18 protein-coding genes are annotated in these 21,694 nt (G+C 64.6%); 9 read left to right on the top strand and 9 right to left on the bottom strand.

Translation table 11 applies throughout. The annotated features are described in order from the left end of the window. Positions 1 to 11 precede the first annotated feature (11 nt). Positions 12 to 887: a glucose-1-phosphate thymidylyltransferase RfbA gene (gene rfbA / locus BLU38_RS17395; RefSeq protein WP_091526775.1), complete on the top strand. Its 876-nt coding sequence runs from the start codon at positions 12 to 14 to the stop codon at positions 885 to 887. Between the two features lie 15 nt (positions 888 to 902). On the opposite strand, the gene BLU38_RS17390 is transcribed toward rfbA, so the two are convergent. Continuing rightward, positions 903 to 1,940, bottom strand: coding sequence for an aldo/keto reductase (locus tag BLU38_RS17390; protein WP_091526774.1), 1,038 nt, complete (start codon positions 1,938 to 1,940; stop codon positions 903 to 905). Between the two features lie 74 nt (positions 1,941 to 2,014). Continuing rightward, positions 2,015 to 3,079: an aldo/keto reductase gene (locus BLU38_RS17385; protein WP_091532643.1), complete on the bottom strand. Its 1,065-nt coding sequence runs from the start codon at positions 3,077 to 3,079 to the stop codon at positions 2,015 to 2,017. 46 nt (positions 3,080 to 3,125) lie between these two features. On the opposite strand from BLU38_RS17385, the gene BLU38_RS17380 reads away from it, so the two are divergent. Then, positions 3,126 to 5,117, top strand: a complete 1,992-nt coding sequence (locus tag BLU38_RS17380) for a M13 family metallopeptidase (RefSeq protein ID WP_091526773.1) — start codon at positions 3,126 to 3,128, stop codon at positions 5,115 to 5,117. Here the strand turns inward: BLU38_RS17380 and BLU38_RS17375 are convergent. From BLU38_RS17375 to BLU38_RS17350, 6 genes are all read right to left on the bottom strand, one after another. Continuing rightward, positions 5,104 to 6,648, bottom strand: coding sequence for an MFS transporter (locus tag BLU38_RS17375; protein WP_091526772.1), 1,545 nt, complete (start codon positions 6,646 to 6,648; stop codon positions 5,104 to 5,106). The genes BLU38_RS17380 and BLU38_RS17375 overlap by 14 nt on opposite strands. After that, on the bottom strand, positions 6,645 to 7,202 hold the full coding sequence (locus BLU38_RS17370; protein ID WP_197679752.1) for a TetR/AcrR family transcriptional regulator: 558 nt from the start codon (positions 7,200 to 7,202) through the stop codon (positions 6,645 to 6,647). Before BLU38_RS17370 ends, BLU38_RS17375 begins: the two co-directional genes overlap by 4 nt. A 1,200-nt stretch (positions 7,203 to 8,402) precedes the next feature. After that, positions 8,403 to 9,422 (bottom strand): glycine betaine ABC transporter substrate-binding protein, encoded by a 1,020-nt coding sequence (locus BLU38_RS17365; protein ID WP_091526770.1) that lies wholly within the window; start codon positions 9,420 to 9,422, stop codon positions 8,403 to 8,405. Positions 9,423 to 9,534: 112 nt separating this feature from the next. Beyond that, complete coding sequence (locus tag BLU38_RS17360) at positions 9,535 to 10,545, bottom strand: glycine betaine ABC transporter substrate-binding protein (protein WP_231919893.1); 1,011 nt, start codon at positions 10,543 to 10,545, stop codon at positions 9,535 to 9,537. An 81-nt stretch (positions 10,546 to 10,626) separates the two neighbouring features. After that, positions 10,627 to 11,493: an ABC transporter permease gene (locus tag BLU38_RS17355; RefSeq protein ID WP_091526768.1), complete on the bottom strand. Its 867-nt coding sequence runs from the start codon at positions 11,491 to 11,493 to the stop codon at positions 10,627 to 10,629. Next, positions 11,493 to 12,728 (bottom strand): quaternary amine ABC transporter ATP-binding protein, encoded by a 1,236-nt coding sequence (locus tag BLU38_RS17350; RefSeq protein WP_091532640.1) that lies wholly within the window; start codon positions 12,726 to 12,728, stop codon positions 11,493 to 11,495. Before BLU38_RS17350 ends, BLU38_RS17355 begins: the two co-directional genes overlap by 1 nt. A 581-nt stretch (positions 12,729 to 13,309) precedes the next feature. On the opposite strand from BLU38_RS17350, the gene BLU38_RS17345 reads away from it, so the two are divergent. The 7 genes from BLU38_RS17345 (at position 13,310) to BLU38_RS17315 (ending at position 20,583) form a co-directional block, all read left to right on the top strand. Beyond that, positions 13,310 to 15,259, top strand: coding sequence for an ABC transporter substrate-binding protein (locus tag BLU38_RS17345; RefSeq protein ID WP_157683529.1), 1,950 nt, complete (start codon positions 13,310 to 13,312; stop codon positions 15,257 to 15,259). A 96-nt stretch (positions 15,260 to 15,355) separates the two neighbouring features. Further along, positions 15,356 to 16,420 (top strand): ABC transporter permease, encoded by a 1,065-nt coding sequence (locus BLU38_RS17340; RefSeq protein WP_091526766.1) that lies wholly within the window; start codon positions 15,356 to 15,358, stop codon positions 16,418 to 16,420. Then, positions 16,417 to 17,268 carry an ABC transporter permease gene (locus tag BLU38_RS17335; RefSeq protein WP_091526765.1) on the top strand — a complete coding sequence of 284 codons (852 nt, stop codon included), beginning with the start codon at positions 16,417 to 16,419 and terminating at the stop codon, positions 17,266 to 17,268. Before BLU38_RS17340 ends, BLU38_RS17335 begins: the two co-directional genes overlap by 4 nt. After that, positions 17,265 to 18,299, top strand: coding sequence for an ABC transporter ATP-binding protein (locus tag BLU38_RS17330; protein WP_091526764.1), 1,035 nt, complete (start codon positions 17,265 to 17,267; stop codon positions 18,297 to 18,299). Before BLU38_RS17335 ends, BLU38_RS17330 begins: the two co-directional genes overlap by 4 nt. After that, the gene (locus BLU38_RS17325; RefSeq protein ID WP_091526763.1) at positions 18,296 to 19,300 is read left to right on the top strand and encodes an oligopeptide/dipeptide ABC transporter ATP-binding protein; all 1,005 of its coding nucleotides are present in this window, start codon (positions 18,296 to 18,298) and stop codon (positions 19,298 to 19,300) included. The genes BLU38_RS17330 and BLU38_RS17325 overlap by 4 nt, the downstream gene beginning before the upstream one ends. Beyond that, the gene (locus tag BLU38_RS17320) at positions 19,297 to 19,530 is read left to right on the top strand and encodes a hypothetical protein (RefSeq protein ID WP_091526762.1); all 234 of its coding nucleotides are present in this window, start codon (positions 19,297 to 19,299) and stop codon (positions 19,528 to 19,530) included. Before BLU38_RS17325 ends, BLU38_RS17320 begins: the two co-directional genes overlap by 4 nt. 153 nt (positions 19,531 to 19,683) lie before the next feature. After that, a complete protein-coding gene (locus tag BLU38_RS17315; protein ID WP_091526761.1) occupies positions 19,684 to 20,583 on the top strand; it encodes a hypothetical protein in 900 nt (299 codons plus the stop codon). Positions 20,584 to 20,675: 92 nt separating this feature from the next. On the opposite strand, the gene BLU38_RS17310 is transcribed toward BLU38_RS17315, so the two are convergent. Then, positions 20,676 to 21,674: a Gfo/Idh/MocA family protein gene (locus BLU38_RS17310; RefSeq protein ID WP_091526760.1), complete on the bottom strand. Its 999-nt coding sequence runs from the start codon at positions 21,672 to 21,674 to the stop codon at positions 20,676 to 20,678. Positions 21,675 to 21,694 lie beyond the last annotated feature (20 nt).

Here is a 21,694-nt window from a genome sequence, read left to right as displayed (position 1 = left end):
GACTGGGGCGAATGCGAGGCATCATCCTGGCCGGTGGCTCCGGCACGCGGCTGCATCCGGTCACGCTGGGCGTCAGCAAGCAGCTGACTCCGGTCTACGACAAACCGATGATCTACTATCCGCTGTCCACGCTGATCCTCGCCGGCATCCGCGACATCCTGGTGATCACCACACCCCACGACGCGGACAGCTTCCATCGGCTGCTCGGCGACGGATCGCAGTTCGGCGTCTCGATCGGCTACGCCGTGCAGGCCGAGCCGAACGGCCTGGCCCAGGCGTTCGTGATCGGCAAGGACTTCGTCGGTGATCAGCCGGTCGCTCTGGTGCTCGGCGACAACATCTTCTACGGGCCCGGTCTGGGCACCCAGCTGCGACGCTTTGCCACCGTCGACGGTGGCGCCGTGTTCGCCTACTGGGTCACCGACCCGGAACGCTACGGCGTGGTCGAGTTCGATGATCAGCAGCAGGCGATCTCGCTGGAGGAGAAACCGGTCGCACCGCGGTCGCACTACGCCGTTCCGGGGCTGTATTTCTACGACAACGACGTGCTGGAGATCGCCACCGAGCTGAAGCCGTCGGCGCGGGGTGAGTACGAGATCACCGACGTCAACCGGCACTACCTGGACCTGGGCAAGTTGCAGGTCGGGGTGCTGCCGCGGGGCACCGCCTGGCTGGACACCGGCACCTTCGACTCACTGAACGATGCCGGCAACTTCGTCCGCACCCTGGAGGCCCGGCAGGGTCTCAAGGTCGGCGCTCCGGAGGAGGTCGCCTGGAGACAGGGTTTCCTCACCGACGCCGAGCTCGCCGACCGAGCCGCGGCGTTGGCGAAGTCCGGCTACGGGGCCTACCTGAAGGAGATCCTGCAACGCGGCAAGGGCACCTGACCGCCGGTTCGCGGGTCAGCGGCTGACGGCGTACCGATCGATCTGGGCCAGCTCGCCCTCGTCCAGCTCGAGGTTGTCCAACGCCTTCAGGTTCTCCTGCACCTGCTGGACGCTGGAGGCGCCGATGATCGTCGAGGTGACGGTCGGCCGTCGCAGCACCCAGACCAGGGCGAGCTGGGCCAACGTCTGACCGCGTCGTGCCGCGATCTCGGCCAGTGCGTCGACCCGCTCCACGACGGCCGGGTCGTTGGCTGCGGTGTCGTTGACGCTCTGCCTCCGGGACGGTACCGCGGTGCCGTTGCCGCGGGCCTTGCTGGTGAAGCGATCGGTGAGCAGCCCCTGGGCCAGCGAGCTGAAGGCGATCGCCCCCATCCCGGCCTCGTCCAGCGCGTCGGTCAGCCCGTCCTCGATCCACCGGTTGAACATCGAGTACGACGGCTGGTGGATGACCAGCGGTGTGCCGAGCGCGTCGGCGATCCGCTTCGCCTCCCGGGTCTGATCGGCTGAGTAGGAGGAGATTCCGGCGAACCGTGCCTTGCCGGAGCGGACCGCGGTATCCAAGGCACCGACCGTCTCCTCCAACGGGGTGTCGGGGTCGAACCGATGACTGTAGAAGATGTCGACATAGTCCAGATTCATCCGGCGGAGCGACTCGTCCAGGCTGTTCAGCAGGTAGGTCCGGCCGCCCATCTGACCATAGGGTCCGGGCCACATGTCGTAGCCGGCCTTGCTGGAGATGATCAGCTCATGCCGGTACGGCGCCAGATCCTTGATCATCATCCGGCCGAAGTTCTCCTCCGCCGAACCGAACGGCGGGCCGTAATTGTTGGCCAGATCGATGTGGCTGATGCCGTGATCGAAGGCGTACCGGACGATGTCGCGCTGGGTCGCGAACGGCCGGTCGTCGCCGAAGTTCTGCCACAGGCCGAGGGCGATCGGCGGCAGCAGCAGGCCGGAGTTCCCGACCCGCCGGTAGTCAGTGCCGACATAGCGGTCGGGTGCCGCCAGATACGGATCGTGGGTTGCGGGAACGGGAGCGTCGAAACGTGGCATGACGGGCATCGTAGGTGTCGCCGTGGTTGTCCGGGTGCCCGTTCCCGTCAGGTGGTCCGGGAACTCAGCCGGGTTCAGGATTCCGAAACCGACCGCCAGTTGTCGACCGCGGACTCGTCCACGGCGTACCGATCGATCTCGGCGAGTTCGGCGTCATCGAAGTTCAGGTTGTCCAGTGCCTTCAGGTTCTCCGCCAGCTGCTGCACGCTCGATGCACCGACCAGGGTGGAGCTGACGGTCGGCCGCCGCAGCACCCAGGCCAGCGCCAGCTGGGCCAGCGACTGTCCCCGCCGCTGGGCGATCGCGGCCAGCGCGTCGATCCGTTCGATCACCCTCGGATCCTGGGCAGCATCGTTACTGAAACTCGGCCGGGACGATCCCTGCGTGCCCCGCGCCGCACTGGTGAAGCGGTCGGTGAGCATCCCCTGGGCCAGCGCGGTGAACGCGATCGCCCCCATCCCGAGCTCGTCCAACGCGTCGGTCAAGCCGCCTTCGATCCACCGGTTGACCATCGAGTACGACGGCTGGTGGATGACCAGCGGCGTGCCGAGCGCATCGGCGATCCGCTTCGCCTCCCGGGTCCGGTCGGCGGAATAGGAGGAGATGCCGACGAACCGTGCCTTGCCGGAACGGACCGCGGTATCCAAGGCACCGACCGTCTCCTCCAACGGCGTGTCGGGGTCGAAGCGGTGGCTGTAGAAGATGTCGACGTAGTCCAGATTCATCCTGCGCAGTGACTCGTCCAGGCTGTTCAGCAGGTAGGTCCGCCCGCCCAGCTGCCCGTACGGTCCCGGCCACATGTCCCAGCCGGCCTTGCTGGAGATGATCATCTCGTGCCGATACGGGCCGAAGTCCTTGATCATCATCCGGCCGAAGTTCTCCTCCGCCGACCCGTACGGCGGACCGTAGTTGTTGGCCAGGTCGAAGTGGCTGATGCCGTGGTCGAAGGCGTACCGGAGGATCTCACGCTGGGTCGCGAACGGCTTGTCGTCGCCGAAGTTGTACCAGAGCCCGAGCGAGATCGGCGGCAGCAGCAGCCCCGATCGGCCGACCGGCCGGTAGTCGGTGCCGACGTAGCGGTCGGTCGCGGCCAGATACGGATCGTGGGTGCCGGGAACAGCGTTGTCGAAGCGAGCCATGCCCGGCATCGTACGACCTCGCCGTGGCTCCTTGTAGCATCGATTCGTGACCGAAGCTGCCCAGACCCATCAGCCCGTTCCCGCTCTCGACCTCTCCGGCGTCGACGCCGACGTCCGTCCACAGGACGACCTGTTCGGCCACGTCAACGGCGGCTGGCTGAAGTCGGCGGAGATCCCCGACGACCAACCGATGACCGGCTCGTTCATCAAGCTCCGGGACGAGGCGGAGAAGGCGGTCAACGACATCATCACCGGCCTGTCCGGCGACGATCCGGGCACCCTCGACCCGACCAGTGACGACGGCAAGATCGCGATGCTGTACGCCAGCTTCGTCGACACCGACGCCGTCGAGGCCGTCGGCGCCGAGCCGATCAGGCCGCTGTTGGCCGAGGTGCAGCAGGTGGCGACCACCGACGATCTGGTCCGGCTGCTCGGCCGCTTCGCCCGGACCGGCGTGTCCGGACTGTTCGACTTCGACAGCGACGCCGATCCCGGCGACCCGAAGAAGATGATCATGTTTGCCGCCCAGTCCGGGATCGGGCTGCCCGACGAGTCGTTCTACCGCGAGGACGAGTACGCCGAGATCCGCGCCGGCTATCTCGAGCACGTGACCAAGAGTTTCGAGTTGGCCGGTTTTCCCGACGCGGCGGAGCAGGCCGGGTTGGCCGTCCAGCTGGAGACCGACATCGCCGCCCTGCACTGGGATCGGGTCAAGCGCCGCGACATGCGCGCCACCTACAACCCGATGACGCTGGAGGAGCTGGACGGGTCGGCACCGGGCCTGGGGCTGCGGACCTTCCTGGAGACCGCCGCCATCGACGAATCGGCCTTCGCGACCGTGATCGTGCAGGAGCCGTCGTTCTTCGCCGAGGCGGCGAAGTTGATCGCCACCGAACGGCTGGCCGGTTGGAAGTCCTGGGCGGCCTGGAAGATCATCAGCAACTTCTCGCCGTACCTGTCCAGCGAGTTCGTCGATGAACGCTTCCGCTTCTACGGCACGGTGCTGAACGGCATCCCGACCAACAAGGAACGCTGGAAGCGAGGCGTCGCCCTGGTCGAGGGAGCGCTTGGCGAGGCGGTCGGCAAGATCTATGTCGATCGGCACTTTTCCTCGGTCGCCAAGGAACGGATGGACGTCCTGGTCGCCAACCTGATCGCTGCCTACTCCGAATCGATCAGCGAGCTGGACTGGATGACCGACGAGACCCGGGCCAAGGCGCTGGACAAGCTGGCCAAGTTCCGTCCGAAGATCGGCTTCCCGGCCAAGTGGCGGGACTACTCGGCGTTGGAGATCAAGCCGGGCGACCTGATCGGCAACGTGATCCGGGCTCACCAGTTCGAGCTGGACTGGGTGCTGAGCAAGATCGGCAAGCCGGTCGACCCGGACGAGTGGTTCATGACCCCGCAGACGGTGAACGCCTACTACCACCCGCTGCGCAACGAGATCGTCTTCCCGGCAGCGATCCTGCAGCCGCCGTTCTTCAACGAGGACGCCGACGATGCCGTCAACTACGGCGGCATCGGTGCGGTGATCGGTCACGAGATCGGCCACGGCTTCGACGATCAAGGATCCACCTGTGACGGTGACGGCCGGTTGATCAACTGGTGGACCGACGACGACCGCGACGCCTTCGAGCAGCGCACCAAGGCGTTGATCGCACAGTACGACGCCCTGGAACCCGAGCAGACGCCCGGCCACCACGTGAACGGTGCGCTGACCATCGGGGAGAACATCGGCGATCTGGGTGGGCTGTCGATCGCCTACCGGGCATACAAGATCTCCCTGCAGGGCAAGCAGGTTGAGCCGGTCGACGGGCTGACCGACGACCAGCGGCTGTTCTTCAGCTACGCCGCGATCTGGCAGACCAAGATCAGGACCGAAGCCGTGATCCAGCGGCTGGCCACCGATCCGCACTCCCCTGCCGAGTTCCGCTGCAATCAGATCGTGCGCAACATCGGCCAGTTCTACGAAGCGTTCGAGGTGACCGAGGACGATGCCCTCTGGCTGGCCGAGGACCAGCGAGTCAAGATCTGGTAGTGCGATCCGGTTCGGTCTCGCGGGCGGTGGTCCGCATCGCGAGGCCGACGACGATCGCCGCCAGCAGCAGCACCAGGCCGCCGGCCAGGCCGGCGTAGCGGAGTCCGTCGGTGAACGCCGTTCGGGCGGCTTCCAGCAGAGCACTGCGGAGGCCGTCCGGTAGGCCGGCTGCCGCGTGCACCGCACCACCCAGTGATTCGCGGGCGGCGTCGGCCACCGCTGCCGGCACACCGGCCGGAGCGGTGAAGCCGCGATACACCGAGGTGACCACGGAGCCGATCAGCGCGATGCCGAGCGCACCGCCCAGCTCGTACGCGGTCTCCGAGACTCCACTGGCGGCGCCGGCCTGCTCGGCCGGGGCGCTGGTCAGGATCAGGTCGGCGGTCAGGGTGAAGGTCAGACCGGCGCCGGAGCCGACGATCAACATCAGCAGGCCGAGCACCGGATAGGCCGTGTGCGGGCCGACGAAGATCAACGCCGCCATCGGCAGACTCAGCGCGATCAGCCCGACAGTGATGCCGACCCGGACGCCGATCAGCCGACCGACCCGGCCGGCCAGCAGCCCGAAGACGATCGCGCCGACCACCGACGGCAGCTCGGCCAGCCCGGCCAGCAGCGGCCGATATCCCTGCACCAGCTGGAAATACTGGGACAGGAAGAACACCAGGCCGGACAGGCCGAGGATCGCCAGCAGATCGGCCAGCACCGCCGCGCTGAACGACCGATTGGCAAACAGGCTGAGGTCGAGCAGAGGGTTCTCCAGCCGTCGCTGCCGACGCAGATAGACCGCGAGTGCGGCGACCCCGACGACCGCTGCGAGCAGGATGTCGAGTCGTGGACCGACGGCGAAGAGTTCCTTGATCGCGTACACCACGCCGAACATGCCGACCAGCGACAGCAGCACGCTGGGCAGGTCCCAGGCGCCGGCCCGGGTGGCCTTGGACTCGGGCAGCAGCCGGATGCCGGCGATCACCAGCACCACCATCACCGGCACGTTGATCAAGAACACCGATCCCCACCAGAAGTGTTCCAGCAGCGCTCCGCCGAGGATCGGGCCGATCGCCATCCCGGCGGACGACATCGCACCCCAGACGCCGATCGCGACGGTGCGCTCGGCCGGGTCGGAGAAGATGTTGCGGATCAGCGCCAACGTGGACGGCATCAGGGTGGCGCCGGCGACACCGAGCAACGCACGCGCCGCGATCATCACCTCAGCGGTCGGCGCGTGGGCGTTCAGGATGGAGATCAGCCCGAAGGCCGAGGCGCCGATCAGCAGCAGCTTCTTGCGACCGATCCGGTCGCCGAGGCTGCCCATCGACACCAGCAGACCGGCGATCACGAAGCCGTAGCTGTCCCCGATCCAGAGCAGTTGGACGCCGGTCGGCTCCAGATCCTCGCTGAGGAACGGGGTGGCGATGGCGAGCACGGTGGCGTCGACGGCGATCAACAGGACCGCCAGCGCCAGCACCGAGAGCGCGATCCACCGGCGGCCGCGGGTCAGCTCGGGGACTCCTGTTGTCGAGGTCGTCACGAGCCCTCCTGACGGCGGACACCGTCCAGCAGCAGGTCGACGATCATGGTCGGGAACTCGGCCTGGCCGACCAGACCGGTGTGGATGCACCAGGCCGCCGAGCTGATCAGGCCGTAGACGGCTTCGGCCAACCAGACCGGATTCTGGTCGATCCGGAAGTCACCGTCTCGCTGACCGCGGCGGAACAGGTCCTGGACCCGATGGTCGATCCGATCCCAGCCCGGATTGGGGTCGCTGCGATCCCACAGCTGGGCCTGGGACATCAGGAACGCCAGCAGACCGGCCGACGGTGCGACCGCGTCGGCCAACCGTCGCAGCGCGTCCGCTGCGCGGTCGTCGTCCAGCCTGGCCGCGTCCAGCGCGGCCTCGATCTCACGGATGCCGAGGTCCTCCAGGGCATCGATCAGTACGTCGCGATTGGCGAACTGCCGATGCAGCGTTGCCCGGCTGATCCCCGCCGACCGCGCGATCTCGTCGGTGCCGGCGCCCGGATGCCGGGCCAGCAGCTCGGCCGCGGATCGCAGCGTGGCTTGGTGCTTGATCTCGGGACTCACGAGACGAAAGCGTACCAAATGAGACGAATTCGTCTCAATCTGATGATCGGGCATCGGCTCACCGGATCATCCGGTGAGGCCCATCCGTCTGCCGAGGGGTTCGGGGCCGAAGGCCTGACTCACACCCCAGACGCTGCCCCGTCCGCCGACCTCCCGGCCCTCAGCCCACGACTCTTCGATCAGACGTCAGCAGCACGCCATCTCACTCGATCACTAGGCCATACAGATACAGCCGGTATCTTCCATGATTGTCGCTGAGACAGGAGTAGGAGCTGTATCCGACATAGTAGCCCGGGCCGGAGAGCCACCTCTTGTAATCATTGACCCAATATCGGCCAGACTTGTCACACGATATCGCAGTCGTATGGGTCTCGAACGATCGCCATGCGGCCGCTGAAGCGTCGGGCGCGTTTGCCAACGTAATCCCAGACGCCGCAACCAATGCCGCAGCGCCAGACACAATCAATCGCGCAGCACCCTTACTATTCCTCTTCATGTACCCAGACCTTTCATTGATTATGCGCGATCAAAACGGCGCCCTCATCGCACTTCGACTACAAGGTGATAGCGCGATGATATGTACATGCACCAGTAACCGACGCAATTGTCATGCGTGGCAACAAGTCCTCGGCCTGTTTGATCACACCCTAGGGCAGACTCAAATCTCTTCCCTGTGTCGTACATTGTGGAAGCCGAAGCTGCGGGAGCCGACAGAACCAGCGACACTGCCGCAACCACCACCCCGGCAACAACTTTCGGGAACGCTCGATGCATGAAATCCCATCTCCTCGTGCGCGCGATGCTGAATTTCGGCACCGCCGTGTGCAACACACAATCTGTGATCGCTCACGCTGAAATATTCGAGCTCAGCGAGACTCGACCAACCCAATACGTCGCACATTACGCACGATACAGATACAGATCCGAAGTCAAGAGGTAGACTATTTGAGTCTAGTTGCGAATTTGATAGTTGGAGATCCAACTCCGACCGTTTGGAGCGCACCTGCAATGCCTTGTATCGCTTCGAGCGAGTCGAGTCAATGACTGCCCGCGCTGTAGTTGGGCGTGGATGCAGGTCGCATGAGAGCCGAGGGGAGCGTCGGTGTTCGAGATCGACGATCACCCGATCCTGTCCCACGTTGAGCCACGGCTCTCGACCTCCCAGCTCGATGGACCCCGACCTAGCCCAGAGCTCGTCTACTACGCAAATCCCCCACTGGCCACCTTATCGACGAAGTCCGGGTGCTTGCTTAGCCACTCGGCGACCGCCTTGTCGGGGTTCTTGTCGCCGTACTTCTCGACCATCACGCTCTCCAACTCCACCATCTGATCTTCGTCCAGGACCATGTTGTGCATCAGCTGCGCAGCAAGCGGATGGTCCTTGCCGAAGCCCGTCCGGGTGAAGTCCCAGAGACCCTCCTTGGCACTCATCGCCTTCTTCGGGTCCTCCAGCTTGCGCAGATCGTATTTCTGGTAGGCCCAGTGCGGCGTCCACAGCGTGACGGCGACGTTCTTCTTCTGCTTGTAGGCAGTATCCAGTGCGCGGAGCATGGCTGCGCTCGACGACGTCTTGAACTCTAGATCCTGCAACCCATATTTCGGGATCGTGCTGTCCTGCATCGTCTGAGTCTCGCCGGCACCGTCCTCGATACCGATGATCTCGTTATTGTACTTGCCAGCCATCGTCTTCAGATCGCCGATCGACTTCGCGGGCGAGTACGTCGGCACCGCAATTTCGATCGTCGGATTGTCATACCAGCAGCCCTGTGGCTCGAGCTTGTCGCCGTACTTGTTGATGTAGGCCTTGTGTGTACTAGGCAGTTCCGCATCGGTGATGACGTCGTAGTTGCCCTGCGCCACGGCCGTGTATGCCGGCGCGGCGTCAAGGGTCTTGACCTCGGTCTGATACCCGGCCTTGTCGAGGATCGCCTTCATCAGGTGCGCGTTGGCTGCACCGTCAGCCCAGCCGGCGAACTTGGTGATCGTGATCTTCTTGTCCTCGTCGGCACCGATCTTCATCGACGCGGTGTCCTTGACTCCTTCGCCAGGTTGACAATCGGCGTACTTGCTCGCGATGTCTCCGGAACCCTTGTCACTACTGCCGCCACCGACTTCCTGGCCACCGGTGTTGGAGGCGCTACAGCCGCTCACCAGGAGCGCCGTCGCCGCGGCCATCGCGACGATCACAGTGCGTGCCTTGTGTATTCCTTCTGTTGTCATCCCACTGCCTTCGCAGTCTGTTGGTGATTGAGCAAAGCAAAGGGGGCCGGATCGGCGTCCTGCCGACACGGCCCCCTCCTGCTGCGCTTGGCCCGTCGAACGGGTCAGCGTGCTACTTCTTCAGTTGTCCCGAGACCAGCTGGTCCTCGAAATCCGGGTTGTCCTTCAGCCACTCCTGGACAGCCTTGTCGGGATTCTTGTTGTCGTACTTGCCGACCATCAGGTTCTCCAGCGAGTTGAGGTCGTCCTCCGGCCACGTCAGGTTCTTGAACAACTGCGAGGCCAGCGGATGATCCTTGCTGAATCCGGTGCGGGAGAAGTTCCAGATGCCTTCCTTGCCGCTCATCGCATCCTTGGGGTCCTCCAACTTGCGCAGGTCGTACTTCGAGTACGCCCAGTGCGGGGACCACAGGGTCACGGCGACATTTTTCTTCGACTTGTACGCGGTATCGAGTGACTGCAGCATCGCAGACGTCGACGAGGTCTTGAACTGAAGATCATCCAAGCCGTACTTGGGGATCGTGGCTTCCTTCATCGTCTTCGTCTCGCCGGCGCCGGGTTCGATGCCGATGATCTCGTTGTTGTACTTGTCGGCCATCGTCTTCAGATCACCGATGGACTTCGCCGGCGAGTAAGCAGGGACGGCGACCTCGATCGTCGCTGCGTCGAACCAGCAGCCCTGGGGCTCCATCTTGTCACCGTACTTGTCGATGTAGGCCTTGTGCGTGCTGGGCAGCCACACGTCGCTGAGGACGTCGTAGTCACCCTGTGCAACCGCGGTAAAAGCCGGCGCGGCATCGAGCGTCTCGACCTCCGCCTGGTAGCCCTTCTTGTTTAGCACGTCCTTCATCACGTAGGCAGTGGCAGCAGACTCGGCCCACCCACTGAACGCCGTGATCGTGACCTTCTTGTCCTCACCAGCGGCCATCTTGGTCGACGACGCGTCCTTGACTCCGTCAGTCACATCACACTTGGCGTACTTGCTCGCCATGTCGTCCTTGCCACTGCCGCCGGCGTCACCACCACCGGCAGGGGTTCCCCCGGTATTCGACGCGCCACAGGCGGCAAGCGCCAGCGCACTGACGACCGCAACTGCGGCTACTCCGAGCCTCGTCTTCTTCATGATCGTTTCACCCTTACCTTCTTCACTTCAGTGTCTACCCGACGTAGCTACGGACCGATTATTCGGCTTTAGTGGTTCAACTCATCCAGCGTCCGCCTTACCTCGGCGTCCTTGCCCCGCGGCAGACGTGACCCGATCCAGGAATACAGCGATGATCACAACGCCCAGGCCTGCTTCGACACCCAGCGGGGTGTCCAGCTGCTGGAGCGACTCATTCACATCCTTGCCCAGGCCCTCGGCCCCTGCCATTCCAGCAATGACGACCATCGATAGCGCGAGCATGATCACCTGATTGACGCCAGCCATGATCGTTGGCATCGCCAACGGGATCTGGATCTGCCGCAGGATCCGGCCCGAGCTCGAGCCGAACGCCTGACCTGCCTCGACGACCTCCTGGTCAACCTGTCGGATCGCCAGCTCGGTCAGCCGCACGCCAGGCGGCAGCGAGAAGACAACGGTAGCCACCGCACCGGGCACCGAGCCGATCCCGAAGAAGATGATCGCGGGGATCAGGTAGACCATCGTCGGTGTCGTCTGCATCAGGTCCATCACCGGTCGGACAACCCCGGACACGCACTTGTTGCGTGCGGCCAGAATGCCGAGAGGTATCGAGATCACCAGCGCAATCACGACCGCGACGATGACCAGCGCGAGCGTATCCATCGCATGCGGCCACAGGTCGAACGATCTGATCAACCAGAAGCCGATCACCGTGAAGACCGCAAGCCGCCACCCGCTGGCGAAGAACGCGATCGCAGCGAAGATCAAGATCATGATCCAGTAAGGCGGGGAGGCCAGAACGAAATCGAGAGCAGAGTAAAGAGCACCGATGATCGCTTTGATGACGTCGAAGAATCCGGACGCATTCGCCAGCAGCCAGTCGAACAGACTCTCAGCCCAGTCGCCGAGCGGAACGTTGGGATTCAGGATCCATTGGAAGATGCCCATCACGCAGTCGCCTCCGATCCCGACTTGCTCTCCGTGCCGCCAGCTTCCTCTGCCGAATCCTCTGCAGCGATGTCCTGAGCCATCGAGGCCAGCAGCGCCACCCGCGGCACGATGCCCGTCAGCTTTCCACTGTCACTGACCACAGCGAGTGGAATCGGCGAGTCCACCGACGGCGCAAATAGGGTGGCCAAGGAATCCGACTCGGCGACCGTCACCAACTGATCAGTGCGGATCAGGGCCTGCAGGTCGGTGTTCCCGGCCTTGACCGCTTCTACGGCGGTGTCGTCGGTGACGTAGCCGAGCAGCTTGCGATCGCGATCGACGACCAGCAGTCCGGACACCTGCAGCCGGCGCATTTCCTCCACGGCTCCGCGGGGTCCGACCGACACCGGAACGACAGCCTTGCTCTGCTCCATCACCGACGATGCGGTCAGAACTCGGGAGCGGTCGACGTCGGCGATGAACTTCGCCACGTAGTCGTTCGCAGGGTCGGTCAGGATCTCCTCTGCCGTGCCGATCTGGACGATCCTGCCCGACCGCATCACGGCGATCCGATCGCCGACGTACATGGCCTCGTTGAGGTCGTGGGTGATGAAGACGATGGTCTTGCCGAGGCTGGACTGCAGCTCGATCAGCTGATCCTGCATCTCGCGCCGGATCAGCGGATCCAGCGCCGAGAAGGCCTCGTCCATCAACAGGATGTCGGTCTCGGCGGCCAGTGCTCTGGCCAGGCCGACGCGCTGCTGCATGCCGCCGGAGAGCTGGCTCGGCAGTCGGTCGCCCCAACCCTTCAGCCCGACGACGTCCAGCCAATGATCGGCCTGTTCCAGCCGCTTGGCCTTCTCCACGCCCTGCTGTTCGAGTCCGTAGGCGGCGTTCTCCCGTACGGATCGGTGCGGCAGCAACGCGAAGTGCTGGAAGACCATCGAGATCTGTTCGCGTCGGACGGCGCGCAACTCGGCGTCCTGCACCGCGGTGATGTCCACGTCGCCGACATAGATCTTGCCCGCAGTCGGCTTCCAGAGCCCGTTCAGCGTGCGGATCAGGGTCGACTTGCCCGAACCGGAGAGCCCCATCACGACAAAGATCTCGCCGGGGGCGACCTCGAAGCTCGCGTCGATCACCGCCGCGGTGCCGTAGGACTTCACCGCCTCGGCGTCGGCACCATCATTGAGCAGCCGAACAGCCTCGGCCCCCCGCCGGCCGAACACCTTGTAGACGTGTTCGGCACGCAGCTTCGGGCTCGTCGACTCCTCGGCGGCAGATACATTCGTTCCAGTTTCCGCTGGAGTTGGCAAACCAAACCTTTCCCGGACCGGGGCGCGCCGAAGATCGTCACACGCAGCTGCGACGGACGCCGACGAACCACACTCGGATCGCCGATCGCCGAAGGCGACGGCGACAACCGGACCCCATGTCCCCGTCGTCTTACGCTCTCTTGTGCACTCGCCACCCTAGACAACGCCCGCTCCCGGCGGTCGTTCAGCTTCCCTTCATCTGGGGCCAATCACCGGACCTCGTCCCGAGAAACCGTCGCTGACTAGGAGGAACAGGAAGTCTCGATCGTTACCTCATCGTGACCCCACAGAGCGCGCCGTTCCGCTATAAGCGGTCGTCGTTCACTACCTGAGGCGAACGAGAGACCACGGTCACGAGCAGGTGAAGATTTGTCCATCCCCTTTACTAACGCGGACCGATTAATCCAGAATGCCTCTTCGACGGGCAACGTTGGGGGCCCGCTGCGGGTCGAGGAGGACCAATGGCTAGATCTGCCACTTCAGTTGTGCACCGGTTACGCTCGGCGTTCCTGCGCCTCGTGCCGGGTCGAGATACCCCGGAGCTCCGCACCGAGCTCAGCACCCGGAACGATTCCGGGCATACCCGAATCCAGCGCGGCCATGCTCCGACCAAGAAGCGCGCCGTTGCGCTGGTCGTCGCCGCTGCCGCGATCTCGATGACCGCCGCGGCCTGCACCGCAGGTACGGCCGGCGGTGGCGCCGCGGGCGGTGCGGCGGCCGGAGGCGGTGGCAGCGCCGCTGCCGGCGACTCGAGCAAGTTCCTGACCTACTCGCCGTGCTGCAGCTGGAACACGACGTGGTCGTTCAACCGCTACAACGTCAACGGCCTCGGCATCACCGACAATCTGATCAACGTGCCGCTGGCGATCCAGAAGGCGCCGAGCCTGACCGAGTACGAGCCGCAGCTGGCCGAGAGCTGGGACACCGCCCCCGGCAAGCTCACCGTGCACCTGCGCAAAGCAGCGAAGTGGGAGGACGGCACCCCGGTCACCAGCAAGGACGTCTACGACACCGCGATCCTGGACGCCACCCGCGGTGACGGCTTCTGGAACGACATCACCAAGATCGAGACCCCGGACGAGCACACCGTGGTCTACACCCTGAAGAAGGGTCAGCCGATGGCGCTGGCCCAAGCCGACATCTTCGGCATGCTCACCTACGCCTCCAGCGTGTACGGCAAGTTCGTCACGCCGCAACTGGAGAAGGACGTCTTCGCCTACTGGACGGCCTATCAGAAGGATCCGGACAAGGCTGCCAAGATGCCGGAGTTCAAGCGGATGAGTGCGGTCTTCAAGAAGCTCGCCGCCTACAAGGTCGACAAGGTGATCGGCAACGGCCCGTTCAAGCTGGAGAACATCACCACCAAGGAGGCCAAGCTTCCCAAGTCCGACACCTTCTGGGCAGCGGACAAGATCAAATTCGGCGGCCTGGACTATCTGAACGGCGCCAATGAGACGATCTACCCGCAGCTGTTCTCCAACCGGGCAGACTTCTCCAACGTCTACCTGCCGCCGCCGATCCTGAAGCGGTGGAACAAGACCCCCGAGTCCAACACCGCACTGCCGCTCGCGTTCGGTTTCGTGATGGGCTTCAACAGCCACAAGTACCCGCTGAACATCAAGGAGGTTCGGCAGGCGCTGGCCTACGTCATCCCGCGACAGCAGATCAGTGATGCCGCCTACGGCACGGGAGCCGGCGCCGGCGGCACCTGGAAGGAAGTCAACACCGGGATCTCGCCGTCACTGGAGAAGCTTTACCTGCCGCAGGACAAGATCAACCAGCTGAACAAATATCCGGTCGATCCGGCCAAGGCCACCGAGCTGCTGAAATCGCAGGGCTTCACCAAGAAGGGCGATCAGTGGATGACGCCGAAGGGTAAGCCGTTCAAGCTGACCTTCACCGCCAACTCCGGCACCTCCGACATCGTCACCTCGTTCAACTCCGCGTCCAAGGCGCTGACCGCGTTCGGGATCAAGTCCGACGTGAACGCCACCTCGGGTGCGCAGCAGGATGCCGACCAGCACAACGGCGACTTCGACATCGGCATGTACCTGGTCGGTGGCAACAACCCGCTCGGCGTGTACAACACCATGCTGCATGATCAGAACTACACCGCCTCCGGCAACTACGCCGGCAAGCGCGGTATCGGCTTCGGACCGAAGACCGACGTGCCCGGACTGGGCAACGTCAATGTCCCGAACACGATCTACCAGCAGTCCAAGACGGTGGCTCCGGGACCGGAGATGAACAAGCAGGTCTGGAACTGGGCCCAACTGGTCAACGAGGACGTTCCCTACATCTGGTACGCCACCAAGGTCTACCAGTTCGAGTATTCGGAGACGAACTTCACCAACTGGCCACCGAAGGACAAGAACGGCACCAGCCCGCTGTGGGACATCGTCGGAGCCAACATGAGCGGCGGCATGTCACTGGCCTTCCAGCAGGGCTACGTCGTCCCGAAGAAGTAGCAGCCGGTGGGTCGGGGGGTGGTCACGCCGTGCCGGTGATCATGCCCCGACCTCACCCCTGTCTGTCTCATCGCCCCATCTTCGAACGGAATCTTGATGCTGCGCTATCTGGCTAAGCGCGTCGTGATGGCCCTGGTGACCATCTACATCGTGATGACGCTGTCGTTCTTCATGATCAGATTGATGCCCGGCAACCCGATGGCTGCGCTGGAGTCGCAGCTTCGGCAGCAGGGCGGTCTGACCGAGCAGGACATCCAACAGCGGATCAACGCGATCTACGGCGTGCTCCCGACCGACCCGGTCCTGGTCCAGTACAAGGACTACTTGATCAACATCCTGCATGGTGACCTCGGCCGTCCGATCACCAATCCGGGCACCACGATCACCGCGGTGATCGCCGAGGCCCTGCCCTGGACCATCCTGGTCGTCGCCGTGTCGCTGATCATCAGCTTCCTGATCGGCGTCGCGATCGGCTCGGCGATGGCGGCCAACCAGAACAGCACTTTCACCAAGGTGATGACCTTCGTGGTCTCCCTGCTCAGCGCCGTGCCGAGCTACCTGGTGGCGATCGTGCTGCTGTACTTCCTGACCGGTGTGTACCGGGTGTTCCCGCCGGGTGGCGCCTACTCGGTCGACGTGACGCCCGGCTTCAACGCGCCCTATCTGGGCAGCGTTCTGTATCACAGCATCCTGCCGATCGCGGCGTCGGTGATCACCTCGTTCGGAGGGTGGGCGCTGGCGATGAAGGGCAGCGCGATCTCGGTGCTCGGCTCGGAGTACGTCCGGGCCGCGGAGTCCCGTGGACTGAGTGAGCGGCGGATCAGCCGCTCCTACATCGGCCGGAACTCGATGCTGCCGATGGTCACCCAGCTCGCCCTGTCGATCGGGTTCATGTTCGGCGGCTCGGTGTTCGTCGAGACCTACTTCCAGTATCCGGGGATCGGCTTCTACATGATCCAGTCGGTCAACCAGCGCGACTACTCGCTGATGATGGGCTGCTTCCTGTTGATCACCGTCTCGGTGGTCGTGACCAATCTGCTGGTCGATCTGCTCTATCCGCTGGTCGACCCGCGGATCGCCAATCCGGCGACTCGGAAGCTTGCCGAGGACACGGCCGATTCCAGTGACGACGCTGTTCCGGTGGGAGGCACGGTCGCATGAGGTTTGCATCAGATCTGTGGCGGATCCTCCGCAACGACAAGGGCGCTCTGGTCGGCGGCGTGATCGTGCTGTGCTACGTGCTGCTCGCCATCTTCGGCCCGATGTTCGTCCAGGTGAGCAACGATCAGGACGCCAACAACGCCTACCAGGCACCGTCCATGGCGCATCCGCTGGGCACCGATTCGCTCGGCCAGGGTGTGCTGAGCCAGATCATCGTCGGCGCCCGCCCGATCATGATCGTCGGCGTGCTGTCCGCGGTCGTCACGATCTTCGTCGGCGTCGCCGTCGGGCTGCTCAGCGGCTACGTCGGTGGACTCGCCGATTCGGTGATCATGCGGATCACCGACATCTTTCTGACCATCCCCGGGCTGCCGTTGATCATCGTGCTGGCCGCGGTGATCCACACCACCAACCCGTTCGTCCTGGCCTGCGTGTTATCCATCACCGCCTGGGCGGGCCTGGCGCGAGCCATCCGATCACAGGCGATGAGTCTGCGCAGTAGCGACTTCGTCGAAGCAGCCAAGCTGCAAGGCGTGTCGCTGGGCAACATGGTCGGCCGACAGTTGCTGCCCAACGTCGGACCGTACGTCGCCATCCACTTCCTGCTCGCGATCACCGGCGCGATCTATGCCGAGGTCGGACTGTTCCTGCTCGGCATCGCACCGATCGCCGGCACCAACTGGGGAATCATGATCAACTTGGCCATGGCGCAGGGTGCGCTCTACACCACCGACAGTGCGTTCTACCTGTTCTCCCCGATGGCGGCGATCGTCATCCTGCAGGTGGCGTTCGTGTTCTTCTCCCGGGCGCTGGACAGCGTCTTCAACCCGAGGCTGCGTGTCCAGTGACCGCCGTATCGCAGAGCAGTCGTGCCACCACCGCGGTCGGCGAACCACTGCTGGAGATCAAGAACCTCACTGTCGCCTTCGGTGAAGGGCCCGGCTCGGTCCGCGCCGTCGAGGATGTCAGCCTGACGGTGAACGCCGGTGAGATCTGTGCCCTGGTCGGCGAGTCCGGCTGTGGCAAGTCGACGCTGGCCTACTCGCTGCTCGGCATCGTTCCGCCGCCCGGTCAGGTGATCGCCGGCGAGGTCACCTTCCGCGGCGAGTCGACCACCGGGCTGTCCACGGCCGAATTCAACAAGCTCCGCGGCGCGGAGCTGGCGATGGTGTTCCAGGGCGCGATGAACGCGTTCAATCCGGTGCTGACCATCGGCAAGCAGGTCGAGCACATCCTGCAGGCCCATCCGGAGTCGTTCGCCGACCCGCAGGAGGGACGGCAGTACTTCGAGCATCTGCTGGAGCTGGTGCAACTGCAGCCGGAGCGGATCTGGAAGTCGTACGAGAGCCAGTTGTCCGGTGGCATGAAGCAGCGGGTCGCGATCGCGGTGTCGCTGCTGCTCAAGCCGTCGGTGGTCATCCTGGACGAACCGACCACGGCCCTGGACGTGCTCAACCAGCGGCTGGTGATCGACATCCTGAAGGACCTGCACCGTACGCTCGGGGTGACGATCATCTTCGTCACCCATGACCTGGCGGTGGTGGCCGAGCTGGCCACCCGGGTCGCGGTGATGTACGCCGGTCGGCTGGTGGAGTCGGGAACCACCGAGGAGATCTTCGGCAACGGTCGACGGCATCCCTACGTCGAGGCCCTGATCGGTGCGATCCCGAGCGTGTTGAACGCCGGCCTACGGGTGAAGCCGATCGGTGGCAGCGTGCCCAACCTGGCCAAGCTGCCGCCGGGCTGCCGCTTCGCCCCGCGCTGTCCGCTGGCCGAGCCGGTCTGCAGCGCGCAGGAGCCCGACCTGATATCCGACGACCATGATCATCTGGTGGCCTGTCATGTGGCCAACCGTGCACTGGAGGTGTCCGGAGCGTGAGTCTGCTCGAAGTGCGTGACGTCACGCACACCTATGCCACCGGCAGCGGTCGACCGGTGCTGAACCATGTCAACCTCACCGCCGATGCCGGCGAGGTGGTCGCCATCGTCGGCGAGTCCGGCTGTGGCAAGACCACCCTCGGTCGGATGATCGCCGGCCTGCACGAGCCCACCAAGGGCACGATCGCCTTCGAGGACAACGACATCAACACCTTGAAGGGTCGGGCCCGCAAGGAGTGGCGCCGTCAGGTGCAGATGGTGCACCAGGACCCGTACGGGTCGTTGAATCCGGGCCTGACCATCGGCAGCACGCTGGCGCCGGGCATGCTGCAGCACAAGCTCGCCACCTGGCGCACCGTGCAGCCCAAGATGCTGGAACTGTTGCAGCAGGTGGGGCTGGATGCGACGCCGGAATTCCTGCAGCGCTATCCGCATCAGCTGTCCGGCGGACAGCGGCAGCGGGTCTCGATCGCCCGCGCGATCGGCCTGGAACCGCAGCTGATCGTCGCCGACGAGGTGACCTCGATGCTGGACGTGTCGATGCGGGTGGCGATCCTGGACCTGCTGTTGTCCTTCCAGGCCGAGCGTGGCATCGGATTCGTCTTCATCAGCCACGACTTCGGTGTGGTGCGCTACTTCGCCCAGGGCGGCCGGATCGCCGTGATGTTCTTCGGCTACATCGTCGAGGAGGGGCCGACCGAGCAGTTGATCACCGCGCCCAAGCATCCCTACACGCACATGCTGTTGGAGGCCATCCCGATCCCGGATCCCCAGCTGGCCAAGGAACGCGAGGACCAGGAGGCCGGCACCGAGCGGCTGATCGGCGAGCCGGCGCAGACCGGCTGTGTGTTCGCCAATCGGTGCCCGTTGGTGCAGGACATCTGCCGCAAGCAGCGGCCGGCGCTGTCCGACATCGGCGGTGGACACCGGACGGCATGCCACTTCGCCGACGACGTGCCGCCGCTGAGGCACATCGAAGCCGTCAGCGAGGAGGTCGCATGATCGTCGCCATGGCCCGGCTGCTGCTCAAGGGCGGGATCGCGATGTTGATCCTGTGCCTGCTGATCCGGCCGGCGATCCACACCCCCAACGGCCTGATGGGCGACAACCTCGCCATCATCGCCTGCCTGGCGTTGATCGCCACCACCCTGCTCTACATTCGCTTCGGCCCCAAGGACGACGACAAGCCCGCCGGTCGGCCGAAGTCCTCGCACTCCCCCAAGCACCCCTGACCCCTCATTCCCGCACCGGTTCGGTCTTTCCGCACCCTCTGCACGGGGTGCGGAAAGACGGAACCGGTGCGGGAATCTCGGTTTCACGTCGGAAACCTCGGTGCGAACACCGCCGGTCGTTGTCAGGATGGTGGGCATCGAGGGAGAGTGAGCATGACTGGTGCAGCATCCGCCGAGCTGATCGAGCTCATTCGGCAAGATCAACATCTGGGCGGCCTGATCACCGAGGTCGCGGCGCATCCCGATGGCGGCAGTAAGGTCGTCCGAGCACGCTGGATCACCGACCACTCTCCCGTCGTGCTGAAGTCCGAGCTCGGCGAGCTCGAGGCCGTCTGGATGCCGGCAATGAGCAGCCGCTGTGACGACGTCGTGCCGCGGATCCGTGCCCACGGGGCAACCCTCGCGGATGAACCACGACCGTGGTTGATCATGGACGACCTGCCGGTTCGCGGGCGTTCGGATCAACCGGCGACCGCGCGCGCCGTGATGTGCGCGGCGGCCCGATTTCAACAAGAAGCCGTCCGACTCCGACTGCCGACCTACCCGATCGATGCCGACTTCACCCAGAAGTACGGAGCGATCGCCGTCGACGCCGGATGTCCCGGTCCCGCACGGGAAGTCGTGCACCGTACGACTGCCGACGACGCCTGGTTGCGGTCGCTGGGTGAACACGTCGTCGGACACGGCGACGTGCATTTCTGGAACTCCGTCGCCGCGCGGCCGGAGGGACCGTGGAGGTTGATCGATCCGATCCCACGGACCGCTCACTGGGCTTGGGATGCGGCGTATGCCCAAATGACCTCCGGAGTGGCCGAGACGCCCGACCTGATCACCCTGCTCGCCGAGGAACGGACCCGCCTCGGACTGCCGATCGGGACCGAACTGGATCGCGTACGCGTCATCCTGCTCGGCTGGAGTTCGATGTTGTGGTGGGCGCTGCTGACCGCTCGCCGCACCGACGACTGGTGGGCGGCTGAGGTCGAGCGTCATCTCACCGCTCTGGCTGCCCTCCCGCAGCTCGTGGCCGGGCCCAAGATCTCACCATCACGCTAACGACAGCATCCCGCCCCTTCGACCGGCCCAGGGGGTGCTGAGCTCGTCGAAGGGAGCGGGATGCTGACAGTCGCGCAGGGTGTTGCAGGTGGTCAGGCGAGCACGTTGAGGACCGGGGCGATGGTCTTCTTCTCCGCACTCTCGTAGGCGGCGAGGATCATGCCGAGCACCTCGATGCCCTCCTTCTCGGTGTGCGGCGGCCGCTCACCGGTCTCCAGGCAGTGCGCGAAGTGACCGATCTCGGCGGTGAAGGTCTCCACCTTGTCGAAGGTGAAGGACTCCTCTTTGCCGTCCCGCAGCCGGTAGCTCAGGGTGGTGCCGTCGCTGTGCAGCGATCCGAGCTCGCCGACCGCGGAGAACCGTTCGGTGACGGCTGCCGGCTGGTAGGCCCAGCTGGTGACCAGCTGTCCGACCACGCCGTTGTCGAAGCGGATCAGCACCTGGGCGCTGTCCTCACCCTCCATGAACTTCAGCCGGTGGGTGGACAGCATCGCGGTCGCTTCCACCGGGACACCACCCGCGAGATGCAGCATCAGGTAGCTCGGGTGGTAGCCGGTGTCGATCAGCTCACCGCCACCGGAGGTCTCCGCGTGTGCCCGCCAGCCCATGTTGGCCGGGTCGAAGTTGTTGAAGAAGCTGTCGGTGGTGCGCACTTCGTAGACGGTGCCGATCACACCGGCCTCCAGCAACTCCTTGGCCTTGGCGACGGCCGGCATGAAGAGCTGGTTGTGTGCCGACATCAGGGTGATGCCGCTCTTCTTGACGGCGTCGTTGACCTGCCGTGCCTCGTCCGGGTTGAGGCAGAGCGGCTTCTCGCACAGCACATTCAGCCCGGCCTCCGCAGCGGCGACGATCGCGTCGGCGTGCAGGTGGTGCGGCAGGCAGATGTCGACCGCGTCCAGCTCGGCCTCGGTGATCATCTTCTTGTAGTCGGTGTACGGCGCCGCGTCGAGCTCGTCACCGCGCTTCTTCGCAGTCTCCTCGACCGCATCGGCGACCGCCGCGATCTTGATCTTGTCCGCATGTTCGGCGTAGCCGCGGATGTGCGCATTGGCGATGCCGCCACCGCCGATGAGTCCTACCTTGATCATGTCTTCCTGGTCTTCCTTGT

Source organism: Microlunatus soli, from assembly GCF_900105385.1.
In the GTDB taxonomy this organism is placed as follows: domain Bacteria; phylum Actinomycetota; class Actinomycetes; order Propionibacteriales; family Propionibacteriaceae; genus Microlunatus; species Microlunatus soli.
Note: the sequence above shows the minus strand (reverse complement) of the source record. Positions and strands in the feature narration are given on the sequence as shown.

What these genes read in the sequence shown, in the direction of transcription:
- rfbA (WP_091526775.1), top strand. Translation starts at nt 12, where the DNA reads ATGCGAGGCATCATCCTGGCCGGTGGCTCCGGCACGCGGCTGCATCCG.
- BLU38_RS17390 (WP_091526774.1), bottom strand. Translation starts at nt 1,940, where the DNA reads ATGCCACGTTTCGACGCTCCCGTTCCCGCAACCCACGATCCGTATCTG.
- BLU38_RS17385 (WP_091532643.1), bottom strand. Translation starts at nt 3,079, where the DNA reads ATGGCTCGCTTCGACAACGCTGTTCCCGGCACCCACGATCCGTATCTG.
- BLU38_RS17365 (WP_091526770.1), bottom strand. Translation starts at nt 9,422, where the DNA reads ATGACAACAGAAGGAATACACAAGGCACGCACTGTGATCGTCGCGATG.
- BLU38_RS17360 (WP_231919893.1), bottom strand. Translation starts at nt 10,545, where the DNA reads ATGAAGAAGACGAGGCTCGGAGTAGCCGCAGTTGCGGTCGTCAGTGCG.
- BLU38_RS17355 (WP_091526768.1), bottom strand. Translation starts at nt 11,493, where the DNA reads ATGGGCATCTTCCAATGGATCCTGAATCCCAACGTTCCGCTCGGCGAC.
- BLU38_RS17340 (WP_091526766.1), top strand. Translation starts at nt 15,356, where the DNA reads ATGCTGCGCTATCTGGCTAAGCGCGTCGTGATGGCCCTGGTGACCATC.
- BLU38_RS17335 (WP_091526765.1), top strand. Translation starts at nt 16,417, where the DNA reads ATGAGGTTTGCATCAGATCTGTGGCGGATCCTCCGCAACGACAAGGGC.
- BLU38_RS17320 (WP_091526762.1), top strand. Translation starts at nt 19,297, where the DNA reads ATGATCGTCGCCATGGCCCGGCTGCTGCTCAAGGGCGGGATCGCGATG.
- BLU38_RS17315 (WP_091526761.1), top strand. Translation starts at nt 19,684, where the DNA reads ATGACTGGTGCAGCATCCGCCGAGCTGATCGAGCTCATTCGGCAAGAT.
- BLU38_RS17310 (WP_091526760.1), bottom strand. Translation starts at nt 21,674, where the DNA reads ATGATCAAGGTAGGACTCATCGGCGGTGGCGGCATCGCCAATGCGCAC.